Genomic DNA, 14,387 nt, shown 5'->3' on the forward strand with positions numbered 1-14,387 from the left:
GAATCGCGACCTAAGAGCAACAATTTTTGCTTTCAATCACCATTTCGCCAGTCAGAAGACTACATTTCGCCTCATTTCCCCATAAAAGAGAAAAAAACATCAACTTTTTGTATCACTTACACCACCTAAACGCCGTTGATTCAAATAGGTTCCACTAAAATTTACAAAAAAAACGGACCAAACAGCACCAGACGAAAACATATCCGTCTTAATGATTCTCATCGCCGCAAACGTTCCACCTAAAGTTTCAATTTGTAATCACCGGAGACGCCACCGGATTTCTCTATCAGTTTGATGTCAGACAAAGTCATCGATTTATCTACGGCTTTAAGCATATCATAGAGTGTAAGGCACGCGACACTTACAGCCGTCAGCGCTTCCATTTCCACCCCTGTCTGTCCTGTTGTCACAACTTCCGCAACGACATTCAATCCATTTCCTTCATCCAAAGGATCAATTTTAACACTGACCTTTGATATAGGCAGTGGATGACACATCGGAATTAAATCAGATGTTTTTTTCGCCGCCATGATACCTGAAATCTCAGCAGTCGATACAACATTGCCCTTTTTCCCATTTCCAGACATAGCAGCTTTAAAAGCTTCATCGGACATATTAACGCGTCCAGAGGCCAACGCACGACGGCGCGAAATACCTTTGCCCGATACATCGACCATAAAGGCACGACCATCCGAATCTATATGGGTGAGCGAACCACCGTCTTTATCATTGCTGCCAGTCATTATTATTTCTCTAGCAAACGAGGCATTAGCTCAACCATATTACAAGGTGCGTGCCTGCTATCCAATTGCCAACGAATAATCTTATCCCACCCATCCTTACACGCGCCATTCGACCCTGGAAGCGCGAAGATGAAAGTGGCGTTAGCGACACCCGCACATGCTCGAGATTGCAGAGTAGACAAACCAACGCTTTGATAGCTGACCAGATGCCAAATAGTGTTGAAACCATCAATTTCTTTTTCAAAGAGCGGGCGAATTGCTTCAGGCGTCACATCTCGCCCCGTCAGACCCGTGCCCCCAGTCGTAAGAACAACATCTATATTAGGGTCTCTAATCCAGTCCCCTACAATGTGTTCAATTATGGTTTGATTATCGGTAACTATCTCCTTAGCCACCAAATTATGGCCCGCCGATTTAACGCGTTCAGCTAAAATGTGACCTGAAGTATCATTTTCTTCGGTTCGCGTATCTGACACCGTAAGAACCGCTATATTGACCGCTTTGAACGCACGATCTTCTACGATGCGGCCACCCGGCGCTGGAATTTCTGGAGTCTTGCTCATACAATGTTCCTTTAGGCGCAAACTAAGTTAAATAGCTAAAAGTGATTGTGTAAAAACTGCTTTTTCTCACTTATCATTTTCTAGATTCAACCAACACTAAATCACACAGTCTTCCCTCAGCTAATAGCTTGAGATCAAAAAAACTGTGTATGTGACAGCTTCGGCAGTTTAAACTGCAAATATTTCAATCAATTCATCTGCTATTCTAGTATTATTAACCACATCATGCATTTAATGTGGGCAATATCTATAATGGAGCCTCCAACATGAAACGCAAAATCGCTCTCGCATCTACATGCGCACTAACTTTGGGCTTAGGTGGATGTATTTCAACAGCAATAGGCGTTGCTGGAAATGTTGTTGAAGGCACCGTAAAAGCCCCTTTCGTTGTTGCTGGCGCTGCTATTGATCAAGTGACGACTTCTGACGAAGAACAAATGAAAAAAGACTGGAAAAAAGAAAGAAAAGAAAAAAAGAAAGACTAAGTCTTCTGTTTTTCTAATTAGAACACAACAAGGCCCTCACGGGCCTTTTTTTACGCTACTTCACGATCTCTTGATCGCGTAAACTTCTCTCATTCTTCACAAATGCCACGCTTGGGCGCATACTTCTTTAAAAAGCACCTGAACGCTCAATAAAGAAGGAAGAAGACAATGCGCAATTTACTCCTTTCAACATTATGTGCCCTTTCAATCAGCACGTTTGTGCCCCCTGCTTTTGCTCAAATCGTTGATATTAAATATTCCGACGATGCACAGAAGAAATTTTCTGAAGAATATGGAGAGCGTGAACAACCAATTCTCGAAAAACACCTCCGCGCCAAAGCTACGAAGGCAGTTGCGAAAAACAATCTACAGATCTCTCGAATAGAATTTACCATCGAAAAGATCAGCCCCAACCATCCGACCCGCGAACAAGCCAACGAAAAACCTGGACTTGATCAATTTAGAAGTGTCTCCATCGGCGGCGCTAAGATTTCTAGTGTGGCATACGGCATGAATGACGAAATTATAGCGGAAACTTCCGTAAATCGTTTCTCGCACTCCATCCGAGACGCCCAATATGGCAGTACTTGGACGGATGCAAAGCAGGCCTTTGGGGTTATCTCCAACAAACTTGCGCAAACGATCGCAAGACAAAGCTAGAAAAAAATACAACTCTCAGACTTTAACAAACGCACATCCTCACGGCATGTGCGTTTTTTGTGCCTTCTTTTTACTACCACGCAAGAAAATACAACCCATAGTATTATTTATGGTTGATTAAAGATATTTACACCTTAGGGTTGATTTAGTTTAACCCTTAAGGAGGCCCCTAAATGATTCACGTTGTGACAGGTGAAAATCAACATCTCTATGGCCCGCAACTAGATGAAATGTTTCAGATGAGACATGAATACTTTATAGAAGCTCATGGATGGGACGCCCTAGAAAGTGTAAATGGCCGTGAAACAGATGAATTTGACGATGGCGACGTTGTCTATCTTCTCAATCTTGATTCTTGTGGCCGCGTTGCTTCCGCTTACAGGTTAAATCCTTCAATTGGACCTAACCTACTTTCAGATAAACTATCGCATTATGTTGAAGGTGACGCCCCTCGAAACGAGGAAACTTGGGATTTAACGCGCTGGATCATAGCGGCACGCTATCGTAGGTCTCGCGACTACACGCGCGCAATTCAAATAGCCCGCGAAACAATCATTGCTGTACAAGAGTTTGCTGTTTCTCGCGGAATAACTCACCTCACAACAGTTTGCGACCCTACCTTTATTGAACGCATGGCGCGTGTCGATATGCGCCACAAACCTATTGGCCCTCCAATGCAATACGATAACGGCAAAGGGGTAGCGCAAGCATTCCTTCTTGATGTTGGGCCGACAGCCCTTGCCCGCGCGCGTAACGCGACAGGTATCTTAGAAAAACAACTTTTCGAAATTAAGCCCAAGCCATTCTACCTTAGCCCCGACCAAATTGAGAACGAAGCAGCACAAGAACTGGCAGCTGCGCAGATGCAGCTAATGAAAAAAACAAATGCGCAAGCTATTGTTCAATCACTGGCGAATGAAATGGCACAACGTGCGGTATCTGACCCGGCCTCAGCCATTGCTTTGATTCACGCGTTTAATGACATTTTACACGAAAAACTTCACGCTGAAGCAGTGTCGTCATATCAAGCAGTGAAACGCCCTCAACTCCAAGCCAATGATAGCCAACATACTGAAACTGATATCATGAAAAGCGCTTAGCGGACCGCCTAAACTAATCACACAAAAAAGAGCTATGAGGAGACTCTCATAGCTCTTTAAAATCTCTATAAATGCTGAGTTCTTAATCTATTCAGCATCAGTCTCTTGAAAGAATGGGACAACTTCCCCCTGCAACTTCATTTGCATCGGGCGGCCTTTGCGATCACGCGTGTTTGGAATTGTTACTTTGATCCAGCTTTCTGATACGCAATATTCTTCGACATTGTTCTTTTCAACACCTTTGAAACGTATCCCCACATTACGTTGAATAATCTCAGCATCGAAATATTCAGAGTTTGGGTCCAAAGACAGGCGGTCCGGTGGTGTATCAGTCATAGCAAAATTCTCATATCTGGACGTTGAGACCTCTACGGGCCACCGCAAAATCTCAACTATTCAACATCCCGACTGGGCTTTTGCTGTCTGTCCTTTTTTCGCGTCTCTGGCAAGCTTTCACCCACCCATTTCAACTTTTTATCTGCGTATCTGCATCACTGCGCACCTCACGCAAATTCAAAACCTCCAACTAGAGACAGTCAAAACCTATGAGAAAGTACGGCTCGTAATCTCTGCAATCGTTGCAGACGAAACAGGTGCGCCCATAGCCGTCCACACATCATGCGCTTCATCAAAGTTCGCACGTACATCCTTCTGCCCCACAAGCTGCACGACGCTGCGGTTAAACGCACCCAAAGATAATGTCATTAGCGGCATATCAGACACATAAGTCTGCCCATTATTGGCGTGCGTGACTAACCCTTCAACATACCCGTGCACAATGATCGCACCATTAGAGCGCTCAACCTTGGCGACGATGAAATAGCTATTGGTGACGCCTTCGCCTGCTAGCGTCCATACTTGTCCCTTTTTAGCACTCGTAGATACTTTAACCTCAGGTACATCCGCAGCGATGGACGGTTTTATGTTCGCATCAGCTGAACTCATCGTCTCTGGCATTAAGAAAGGAATGTAAAACATTACAGCGAGTAATGAGAGAATGATAATTGTACGTTTCATAGTGTGGCCCCTTAAACTTGGGCGTCTGGATTGACGCTTCTAACCAGACACGTGCATTTATCGGGCCAACATCATGTGCATGGGGTGTTTTGCCCATTATGAGGGGAATAAACATTCTTAATACTTGTAAACTTCACCTTGCTGCAGAATTTTGCTACTCTCCCCCTGCGCCCTTGCCACATATGCAGGACGCATACCTCAAACAGTTAGAAGGGAGATTACTATGGCTATACCTACGCAGATCGACCTAGACGGCCGCACCTATCGCGGTGACTACACGCTTGACGGCCCCACGATCACAGTCCGCTACCTCTCGCGCACACTCTCGCGAGAAATCGGTCGCACGCCCCCCGGCGTCGCAGCACGCGGTCTCATGACTCAACTCGTCAAAATGGTGCGAGACCTCAAACCCGCTGCATAGCGACTTAATTCACGATATCCCCTTATCGAGGCGCGCCAGTGTATGCATCTGGCGCGTGCTCGCTCTCTTCATCGCTTGTCTTTCTCTCAATGCCTTGAACAGCTTCCTCCACCCTTTTAATGGCCTCATCAGATAAATCCTCACCCTCATTGGTCAGCACATATTCCGCATAAAAAGCTCTCATATATTCAACCCCAACCACCTCCTCTAAGCGGTTGAACAAGAATTGCCGCATACTCTCCACACTCTCACCCTCGACCACGGGTTCAGCCTCATCTTGCACAGGCTCAACTAGCCCCTCCATGCCCTCAGCCAGCCGCACAAAACGCTCCGCCAGACGCGCCTGCGCATCGGCCATTTTCACCTCTCCAATCAATTGATAGCGCGCAGCCAATTCTCCCGCCTTTTTCGCGGCTTGCGCCATATCGGTGATATCAAGGCTCTCCGGCAAAGCTTCGGCTTGTTCCTTCAGCTCGCTCAAGCGATCAGGTCGGTTCACATAGGCGCGATCCATCCCATGCGGCACACGCACCAGCTCACTCTCATATTTCAATAGCCAATCAGGTTTAGGTAGCGGATCAGCCCCAGCCGCCAGCGCTTCTTGGTCTTTGCGCCGCCACCCTTGCTCCACTTGCGCGCGATACAAGGTCGCCTTCGATACTGGCAAACTCGCCACTAATTGATCCAGCGTTTCTCCCGCAACATAGCGCTCCCGCGCATGCTCCAGCAGCCAGTGTTTCTCTTCAGATGTCAGTTGTGAATAATAGCTCATACATTGCAGTATATGAGACTTGGGCAGGTGTGGGATAAGTTTTGCTTGTCACCCCTTCTCCGTTTTCCCCGTGCAGAGGGGACCCAGCACAATAAGCGTGTTCAAAGGCGCTCAGTTATCCCTTATCAAAATACCCGCCTAGCGGGCAAAGCCTCACAAGGGGAACCTTAGAAGCAACCTTTATTTTAATGCTAAATCAACATCAGGCATTTTTACCAGCCATACCGATAAATTACACAAAGCATTCTGCTTGCTCTTGCTGGACCTCCCCCAAACCTCGCCATGGTATACATTTTCGTTACTTCCACCCGCTATAGGATCATACCCTACTTTAAAATCTAAATCCCTTACTTCTTGAACTCGCCAAAGAATTGCAGCAATCCACCGAGGAGTGATTACAAAACTTTCAGGGTCAATTCCATCTTCTTTTAACCACCACTCTAAATCAACGGACATTTCATCTGTTGAAGACTTGAAAGCCATAGAAGACAATCGGTAGGTGCCATCTGCTCGCTGCACTTTCCATTGCTCAGGAACGCGCCTTATAACATTTTGACAATCTGCTATCTCAGGATGATCGTGAGGAATAATCCGCCCATCACCATCTTTAAGCGGCATTTCTGTCGGCGGCACCCTGAGCTCCCAGTATCTTTTTCAACCAATCGGAGACGATCGCAAAATTATTAGTTAAATCTTGCTCGCCTTCTTCGTCATCTGAATTATTTACTTCGTACCAAGCTTTTACGAGATTGGGCTTCAATATGTGTAATTCAATAGAGCCTCCAACAAGATGCCACTCTATCTGCAAATCTCCATTTGTTCCTGGTACAAACTGAGGAGCAGGTGATCCTTTATCACACACAGCTCCAAGAACATTCATAGCAAAATTAGCATTTCGGAACGAAACACTACGAGCAGTTCCTCCATCCCATCCATTTTGCAAATTAATCAAGCGCTCTAATTTATTTTCACTTTCAGCCATCCATTCTCCTTTGACGGAGTTCACAACTCTGCCTGAAAAAGCTGATGAAGAGAAAATATTATCACCTTTTTCGGCGCTTATTCCATCGATTTCTGAAAAACTCATACTCTAAACCTTCCCCCAAATTTCATGAGCACTACTATTTGTAATATCAGCAAATGTTTTAACGATTTCTGATCTTCCAATCTGGATAAACTCTAAAACTCCATCTTTAGTAGGTGATTTTGGAGCCCCACGTACAGATAAGTTCAATATTAGCATTCGCTCTTTATCCTTGAACCCAGAATTAACATCGATCACGATTCGCCCGAAAGGTTCTTCATTTCCACTTCTAAGAATTCGGTTCAAGGACAAACTAATATCGTCATACTCCCATCTTTGAGACGGAAGAATATTTACCCAATCAGAAGGTGCTGTAAATCCATCGTCATTTTTTAATGAAATGTGATTAATATAAGTGATATCAGCTTGCGTATAGTACATCGGAGCACCATACTCACTCATGTAAAAATTATCTAACAATTTCAATTCATTAGAATATTTTTCTATCATATATTCAAATCTAGGATACTCTGTATCTTTATGCTCGATCTTTCTCCAATTATGGATCAGACGGTCAGACTGATACTGAAGCAAATCGTTTTCATTCTTTCCAACAAACCAATATCTCGGCTGAGGGTGCTTGTTTCCAAACTGGAATTTAAACGCTGCATTTTCAGGTTTACCAAATGTTTCAAAAGAAGGAGGTAACTCAGGCTTTTCCTGAACCTCTGGATATTCTTCTTTAAAGATATTCCAGACCTTAAAAGCATCAATTCCTCGATAAGATGGAACTGGCTCATATTGAACTCCAACAACAACCTCATTTAGAGGTGGTCTCAAAAAGTCAGGAAGTCCGTTCGGACGTTTGTTTATCATGTTGGTTTGCACAATCTTCAATACTTTAGAATCGTGATTATATTATCTTATCTCTAGGTTGAATAGGATAAACTAACGCAAAACCTGTAAAGAGTTTTGGTTTACCTTAACGCCTCCTTGATCGTAGTACACATCAATTGGCCAAATCACGTTACTATTTAAACTAACAATCCCAAACTCATTCAAAATGAAATTACACCCCTAAAAACTAATCCCCAACGCAACTGAGAACAGGAATTAGTCCCCCAGACTAATTCCTAGTTCTTGTTCCCGTAATTTCTTCACCTCATCGCGCAGGCGGGCGGCGGTTTCAAATTCGAGATTGGCGGCGGCTTCGCGCATTTCTTTTTCCAGCGACTCGATGACGGCCGCCAGATTATGGCCTTTGCCGCCCACGGCATAATTGGCCACGCCGGCTTTGCTTTCTTGCACACCGCGTGTTGCGCTGCGTTTATTTGGATCGCGCCCTTGGGGCAGAATGTCAGAAGTCGCATCTTTCTTGCCGCCAATATCGGACATAATATCCTCAACGGCGCGCATAACAGATTTTGGCGTTATGCCGTGTTTCTCATTATGTGCATGCTGTATATCACGCCGACGTGTCGTCTCACTCATGGCGCGCTCCATAGAGCCGGTGACGCGGTCAGCATAAAGGACAACCCGCGCCTCGGAATTACGCGCAGCGCGCCCAATCGTCTGCACGAGAGCCGTTTCAGAGCGCAAGAATCCTTCCTTGTCCGCATCCAAAATTCCAACAAAAGCACATTCAGGGATATCCAACCCCTCTCGCAATAGGTTTATACCTATCAGGCAATCAAACACGCCAAGGCGCAGATCGCGGATGATTTCTATGCGCTCCACCGTGTCGATGTCCGAGTGCATATAGCGCACCTTAATGCCCTGCTCGTGCATATAATCTGTGAGGTCTTCAGACATCTTCTTTGTAAGTGTCGTCACCAAACTTCTAAATCCACGTTGGGTTGTGTTTTTCACCTCAGCGATCACATCATCGACCTGATTGGCGCCGTCCTTGGACACGGGACGCACTTCCACGGGCGGATCAATCAAGCCTGTCGGGCGGATAATTTGCTCGGTAAAAATACCGTCCGTCTGTTCCAATTCCCATTTACCGGGGGTCGCAGACACATGAATGGTCTGGGGCCGCATCGCCTCCCATTCCTCAAATTTGAGCGGGCGGTTATCCATACAGCTGGGCAAGCGAAAACCAAATTCGGCAAGCGTGTTTTTCCGGCTACGGTCGCCCTTATACATCGCCCCAATCTGGGGAATGGTCTGGTGGCTCTCATCGACGAAAACCAGCGCATTATCTGGTAGATACTCGAAAAATGTCGGCGGCGGCTCCCCCGGTTTACGGCCAGAAAGATAGCGCGAATAATTTTCAATGCCGGCACACGAACCCGTCGCCACCATCATTTCCATATCGAACTCTGTACGCTGCTGAATCCGCTGCGCTTCGAGCAATTTACCCTCAGCTTCAAACCGCGCTACGGTCTGCTTCATTTCCTCCTTGATGTGCTTAACAGCCTGATTCAAAGTTGGCCGAGGTGTCACATGGTGGGAGTTCGCATAGACTTTGATTTTGCCCAGTGGTTTGGATTTTTTACCCGTCAGCGGATCGAACTCTACAATCGTTTCAATCTCATCGCCGAAAAAGCTGATTTTCCAAGCCCTATCCTCCTGGTGCGCAGGCCAGATATCAAGCACATCCCCTTTGATACGAAATGTCCCCCGCCCAAACGCCACATCATTGCGTGTGTATTGCAGCGCCACCAAATCCTGCGCTATGTCTCGCGGGTCCTTGATCTGCCCTTCTTCAAGCACAAAGGTCATCGCAGAGTAAGTTTCCACCGACCCGATACCGTAAATACACGACACCGACGCAACGATAATCACATCATCACGCTCCAACACAGCCCGCGTCGCCGCATGTCGCATACGATCTATCGCTTCATTGATTGAGCTTTCTTTCTCGATATACGTATCCGTCCGAGGCACATAAGCTTCTGGCATGTAATAGTCATAGTAAGATACGAAATACTCCACCGAATTATTTGGAAAAAAGCTCTTAAACTCTGCGTAAAGCTGCGCAGCGAGTGTTTTATTGTGTGCGAGTATCAGTGCCGGCCGCTGTGTGCGTTCAATCACCTGCGCCATTGTATACGTCTTACCGGAACCGGTTACACCTAAGAGCACCTGATCTTTATCAGCTGCCTCAACACCAGTCACAAGTTCTTTAATCGCTTCGGGTTGATCTCCAGCCGGCTCATAATCAGAAACAAGCTCGAAAAGCTTACCACCTTCGGATTTTTCCCACTGCCGCTCTGGGCGGTGAGGTTTCCAAATTGATGGATGTACTAACTCCTCAGCGCCTTCATACAAAAATGCAGACGCGGGTGCTTCGGATAAAGATTTAGGTGTCTTGCTCATTATCGTAATATGATGCGCAATGTGGCTCTGGTGAACCCCACAAACAACAAGAAGCTACAAAAAACTGTCAGCAGCTAAAATCAAACTTCAGTAAAGATAGTATCGCTGGCTTACGCCGCTCTATCTTCCAGCAGATGAATGCGACCTTTTTCGTGCAATTCATCAGGAACTGTCGAACGATTTTGAGCTGTCTCATCTTTTCGCGGTAATAACTTCCCGGAAATTGGTCGAGAAAATAGAAACCCTTGCATCTCATCACAGCCTTGCGCTTTGAGAATATTAATTTGATTTTGGTTTTCTATCCCCTCAGCAGTCGTACGCATCCCTAGATCATTAGCAAGACACATAACGGCTCGAATGATGGCTCGGCAATCTGCGCGCGTTTCAAGCTCTGTGACAAAACACTTATCAATCTTAATTTTATCAAATGGGAAGGCACGAAGGTAATTGAGAGACGAAAACCCAGTTCCAAAATCGTCTAGTGCGATTTTAACACCCAAGTCACGTAACACGTGCAAGGTTTTGATATTAATCTCAGACTCCTCGAGCAATACCGATTCGGTAATCTCAAACTCCACACGAGCGGGATCTAATGCATTGGTAGCCAATGCATTTATCACTGTTGAAATAAGCGAAGGGTTTTTCATCTGCGTTGGAGATAAATTGATAGCTACTGTAATATGGTCCGGCCAGGTCGCCGCTTCCGCTATCGCAGTACGGATAATCCACTCGCCAAGAGGCACAATTAGACCAGTGTCTTCAGCTATTTCAATAAACTCAGCAGGCAACAAAACGTCATTTTCTCCTCGACGCCATCGCAGCAAACTTTCATAGCCTTTAATTTTACCCGTTTTTACTTCCATCAATGGTTGATAATACATTTCAAGCTCGTTTTCTTGAAATGCACGTCGCAAATCTACCTCCAACTGAGTCCGCCGACGGGCTTCTTCATCCATATATGGCTCAAACATGCGATTACAGCCACGGCCATCCAATTTGGCAGCGTATAGCGCCAGATCAGCATGCTGCATAATCTGCTTAGAACTCCCACCATGGAGCGGGGCAAATGCGGATCCGACACTTCCAGAAACCGGTAAAGTCGAATTTTCAATTGTTATAGGCTCCAATAGAGCATCAGTAATCATGTCTGACACCAATTGAGCGCTCTCTAAATCTGGACAATCCATTTGTAGAACAACAAATTCGTCTCCCCCCAATCGCCCAACAATATCTCCATCAGATACGCTCATACTCAATCTAGAAGCAACGATCTTAAGCAAGGCATCACCAGCTGGATGCCCCATTGTGTCGTTTACCGTTTTAAAATTATCTAGATCAATACAATGCAAAGCAAACGAAGCATTCGTCTCTGCCATCCGCTCTACAGCCGTTTCCAGTACAGAGTTGAAGTGCGCGCGATTGTGTACTCCTGTAAGTGCATCGAAATGCGCCATATAAGCTATTTTTGTTTCAGCTGCCCGCTCTTGGGTTACATCGGAACATACACCCCGATAGCCTAAAAATTTACCGTCCACATCAATACGTGGCGAAGCACTTATCGACCACCAACATTGCTCTCCATCAACTCTCACCGGAACAACTTGGTCTCGGAAAGAACGATGATTTGAAAGTAGCTCTTCTAATCTTTCTGCTGCTTCTTCTTCAAAGAACTGTAGGAATGGTTCAGAATTCAAAACTTCTGCCGGCCGACAGACAGCTTCGGCAAAGCGTTTCGAAACGCGGTTCAAACGCAGTTCATTGTCAGTTTCCCACAACCAATCTGATGATTGAGTTTCAAAATCGTGCAGTAAAAGGGAGATAACTTCACTAGATTCCGCGACAGCATCTCTGTCCAACCGCTGGGTAATAAAGTTTGTGAACGTCCAGGCCGCATAGCGTTGCATCACGACTACAAAAATAAAGAATATTGGAAGGCTAATTAAAAAATTTACCTCACCAGTTAGTGACGCGCCCACGGTAAATCCAACTAATATCGCACTCATAAAAGCTAAAGCCGCAATGGGAATAACGGAAAGAACAAATGCTCCCATGCCAAGCATACCAACAGCCACCGCTCCAACCAAAGCAAGGTTGACATACCCCGTCATCATCATCAAAGCGACGAGCAATCCCCAAACAGTACCCACACCACCTGACCAAACAGCAATTTTCTGAGCAGGCACAACGGATGAAGGATTTTTTGTATCTCTATCGCGGCTCTTCAGCCAAGCTCTAATCATTACATAGGCCAGTACCGCACCGGAATATGACCATGTGAACATAATGGGGCCAAGTCCATCATTCCTGTGTAGAATAGATAAGAACAAGCCCGTAGCCGTTAAACCAAAGCCAGCAATCGGCGCCATATCCAAAAATGCTGAGTGTTGCTCTGCCCGAAGCCAAGCTTCCTTCTCTTTGGGAATCTCGATCTGACCCAGAAAAAAAGATCTAAAACTAAAACGTTTCATTACCCGCCCGCTCGATACTACTCACTCTCACGGGCCCAACTTAGCAAAGACTGTTGGAGATATGATTAAGTATCCCATCAATTTTCAATGCCATCTTTAACCATTTTGATTTTGAAGATCAGCTCCCCGAATTAGGGAAACCATGCACAACCTCAACCCTTGCGGGTGAATCTAGTTGGCACAGTTAAAAATATATTTCACGTTTCAAGCAATTAGCTGAACACATCTAATTAGTAGTGCGACCATACATATCACAGGTTGGGGCCAAAGTGAGTATAGACATCTCAGATAAACTCGATGAGGTTAATTTCCCTCATCCAACATCGAGCACTTCAGCGTCTTTCCAGCCTCCAAAAAATTTTCAAGGCAAAACAACCAATCTATTCTCCACCCCACGAGAACATAGCATTCGTTCAGGTTTATGGCGCACGCAGAAATTAGCACTCCTATTATGCGTTATCCTTATTTCTGCCTGTATTGCTCAAAATCTACTCCCACTATCTACTTTTGTAATTGGGGTTTCAATCATAGTATTTTGCCAAATATTATTTCGATTGTTTGCTGCAATTATTGCGATAATTAGCCCTCCCACAACTCTCCATACAGACTCAAGGCTCCCGCCCAACTTACCCAAATTTACACTTCTAATTCCTCTCTATAAGGAGGAGGCGGTCGCTCAATCTTCTGTGGAAGCAATGAAGGCACTCAATTATCCATTGGATAAACTTGAAGTGTTCTATCTTCTTGAACCCGACGATTCCCCAACTCAATTGGCTGTTCAGAAAGCCATAAGAAACACTAATTTCAAAATACTAATTGCACCGGACACCGGGCCTAAAACTAAGCCCAAAGCGCTCAATTATGGTTTGCAATATGCAACTGGTGACATCGTTTCTGTATTCGATGCTGAAGATACGCCCCATCCTTACCAATTACTGGAAGTCGCACACCAATATGCTCAAAATGACAAAAATCTGGCGGTTGTTCAGGCCCCATTGCATGCATACAATGGAAATGAAAGCTGGATCGCCGCCCAGTTTGATTTAGAATACGCTATTCATTTTGACGTTTGGTTACCTGCAATAGCCAAACTAGGCTGGCCCATGCCACTAGGCGGAACTTCAAACCATTTCGACAGGAGAATTCTGCAAAACGTCGGTGCCTGGGATGAATACAATGTGACTGAGGATGCCGACCTTGGCTTTAGGCTAGCTAGGAATGGCTACAAAGCGCAAATGATTAGTCTACCAACTCTAGAAGAAGCACCCGTAAGGTTTTCTCAATGGCTCCCCCAAAGAACACGATGGATTAAAGGCCACATTCAAACCTTAATGGTACTTACTCGATTTCCTACCCAAGCCATCAGAGCTCTTGGTTTATGGAAGTGTTTGGGCATTACAATAACCTTTATCTCTGCCATATTTGCAGCTGGTATTCACGGCCCCTTCCTCATTTATCTGCTTTCCAATATCTTTTTGGGAAACATTGATATTGGTCAACCTCAAAATTTGTTGATTTTATCTAGCTATATAAGTGTAGCTTTAACGGCTATTCCGTCTAAAGCATGGAAGGATCGCAAGCTGACTTTACTCACAACCCCTTTATACTGGCCCTTAATGAGCCTTGCTTTTTTCAAAGCAATCTGGGAATTAAAGTCATGCCCACATTCTTGGTCAAAAACGCCACATGGAGTCTCTAAAATAGAACTTGCCAATTTGACTCCATAAAAGCGTAATCTTGCTAGGGTTAAGATTACCCCCGTTATAAAGTACAAATAATGATCTTACACTTTGCGCTCACAATATCTGGC

At 45.2% G+C, this 14,387-nt stretch carries 15 protein-coding genes; 5 read left to right on the plus strand and 10 right to left on the minus strand.

The window, feature by feature from the left end; all coding sequences use genetic code 11:
• Positions 1-239 precede the first annotated feature (239 nt).
• Together moaC and moaB are read right to left on the minus strand one after the other, a co-directional pair.
• On the minus strand, positions 240-743 hold the full coding sequence (gene moaC / locus ACFQS8_RS03605; RefSeq protein WP_382165798.1) for a cyclic pyranopterin monophosphate synthase MoaC: 504 nt from the start codon (positions 741-743) through the stop codon (positions 240-242).
• A gap of 2 nt (positions 744-745) precedes the next feature.
• Entirely contained in the window at positions 746-1,306 is a 561-nt protein-coding gene (moaB, locus tag ACFQS8_RS03610) for a molybdenum cofactor biosynthesis protein B (RefSeq protein WP_382165800.1), read from the minus strand.
• Between the two features lie 266 nt (positions 1,307-1,572).
• Between moaB and ACFQS8_RS03615 the strand changes: the two genes are divergently transcribed.
• The 3 genes from ACFQS8_RS03615 (at position 1,573) to ACFQS8_RS03625 (ending at position 3,551) form a co-directional block, all read left to right on the plus strand.
• Positions 1,573-1,791 (plus strand): hypothetical protein, encoded by a 219-nt coding sequence (locus tag ACFQS8_RS03615; RefSeq protein ID WP_382165802.1) that lies wholly within the window; start codon positions 1,573-1,575, stop codon positions 1,789-1,791.
• Between the two features lie 168 nt (positions 1,792-1,959).
• Positions 1,960-2,451 (plus strand): hypothetical protein, encoded by a 492-nt coding sequence (locus ACFQS8_RS03620; protein ID WP_382165804.1) that lies wholly within the window; start codon positions 1,960-1,962, stop codon positions 2,449-2,451.
• 173 nt (positions 2,452-2,624) lie between these two features.
• Complete coding sequence (locus tag ACFQS8_RS03625) at positions 2,625-3,551, plus strand: acyl-homoserine-lactone synthase (protein ID WP_382165806.1); 927 nt, start codon at positions 2,625-2,627, stop codon at positions 3,549-3,551.
• Between the two features lie 87 nt (positions 3,552-3,638).
• Here ACFQS8_RS03625 and ACFQS8_RS03630 read toward each other — a convergent pair whose 3' ends face one another.
• The gene (locus ACFQS8_RS03630) at positions 3,639-3,887 is read right to left on the minus strand and encodes a DUF3297 family protein (protein ID WP_382165808.1); all 249 of its coding nucleotides are present in this window, start codon (positions 3,885-3,887) and stop codon (positions 3,639-3,641) included.
• Between the two features lie 207 nt (positions 3,888-4,094).
• Positions 4,095-4,568 carry a hypothetical protein gene (locus ACFQS8_RS03635; protein WP_382165810.1) on the minus strand — a complete coding sequence of 158 codons (474 nt, stop codon included), beginning with the start codon at positions 4,566-4,568 and terminating at the stop codon, positions 4,095-4,097.
• A 223-nt stretch (positions 4,569-4,791) separates the two neighbouring features.
• On the opposite strand from ACFQS8_RS03635, the gene ACFQS8_RS03640 reads away from it, so the two are divergent.
• Complete coding sequence (locus tag ACFQS8_RS03640) at positions 4,792-4,989, plus strand: hypothetical protein (RefSeq protein WP_382165812.1); 198 nt, start codon at positions 4,792-4,794, stop codon at positions 4,987-4,989.
• Between the two features lie 22 nt (positions 4,990-5,011).
• Here ACFQS8_RS03640 and ACFQS8_RS03645 read toward each other — a convergent pair whose 3' ends face one another.
• The 6 genes from ACFQS8_RS03645 to ACFQS8_RS03670 all read right to left on the minus strand — a co-directional run bounded on the left by ACFQS8_RS03645 (position 5,012) and on the right by ACFQS8_RS03670 (position 12,577).
• The gene (locus tag ACFQS8_RS03645) at positions 5,012-5,761 is read right to left on the minus strand and encodes a hypothetical protein (protein ID WP_382165814.1); all 750 of its coding nucleotides are present in this window, start codon (positions 5,759-5,761) and stop codon (positions 5,012-5,014) included.
• Between the two features lie 180 nt (positions 5,762-5,941).
• Positions 5,942-6,394, minus strand: a complete 453-nt coding sequence (locus ACFQS8_RS03650) for a hypothetical protein (RefSeq protein ID WP_382165816.1) — start codon at positions 6,392-6,394, stop codon at positions 5,942-5,944.
• A complete protein-coding gene (locus ACFQS8_RS03655) occupies positions 6,369-6,848 on the minus strand; it encodes a hypothetical protein (protein WP_382165818.1) in 480 nt (159 codons plus the stop codon). Before ACFQS8_RS03655 ends, ACFQS8_RS03650 begins: the two co-directional genes overlap by 26 nt.
• A gap of 3 nt (positions 6,849-6,851) precedes the next feature.
• A complete protein-coding gene (locus tag ACFQS8_RS03660; protein ID WP_382165819.1) occupies positions 6,852-7,661 on the minus strand; it encodes a TIGR04255 family protein in 810 nt (269 codons plus the stop codon).
• Between the two features lie 237 nt (positions 7,662-7,898).
• The gene (gene uvrB, locus ACFQS8_RS03665) at positions 7,899-10,109 is read right to left on the minus strand and encodes an excinuclease ABC subunit UvrB (RefSeq protein ID WP_382165821.1); all 2,211 of its coding nucleotides are present in this window, start codon (positions 10,107-10,109) and stop codon (positions 7,899-7,901) included.
• Positions 10,110-10,219: 110 nt separating this feature from the next.
• On the minus strand, positions 10,220-12,577 hold the full coding sequence (locus tag ACFQS8_RS03670; RefSeq protein WP_382165823.1) for a putative bifunctional diguanylate cyclase/phosphodiesterase: 2,358 nt from the start codon (positions 12,575-12,577) through the stop codon (positions 10,220-10,222).
• A gap of 269 nt (positions 12,578-12,846) precedes the next feature.
• Here ACFQS8_RS03670 and ACFQS8_RS03675 point away from each other — a divergent pair, with 269 nt between their 5' ends.
• Positions 12,847-14,304 (plus strand): glycosyltransferase, encoded by a 1,458-nt coding sequence (locus ACFQS8_RS03675; RefSeq protein WP_382165825.1) that lies wholly within the window; start codon positions 12,847-12,849, stop codon positions 14,302-14,304.
• Positions 14,305-14,387: the final 83 nt, after the last annotated feature.

Origin of the sequence: Hirschia litorea, from assembly GCF_042665075.1 — a bacterium.
Lineage (GTDB): Bacteria > Pseudomonadota > Alphaproteobacteria > Caulobacterales > Hyphomonadaceae > Hirschia > Hirschia litorea.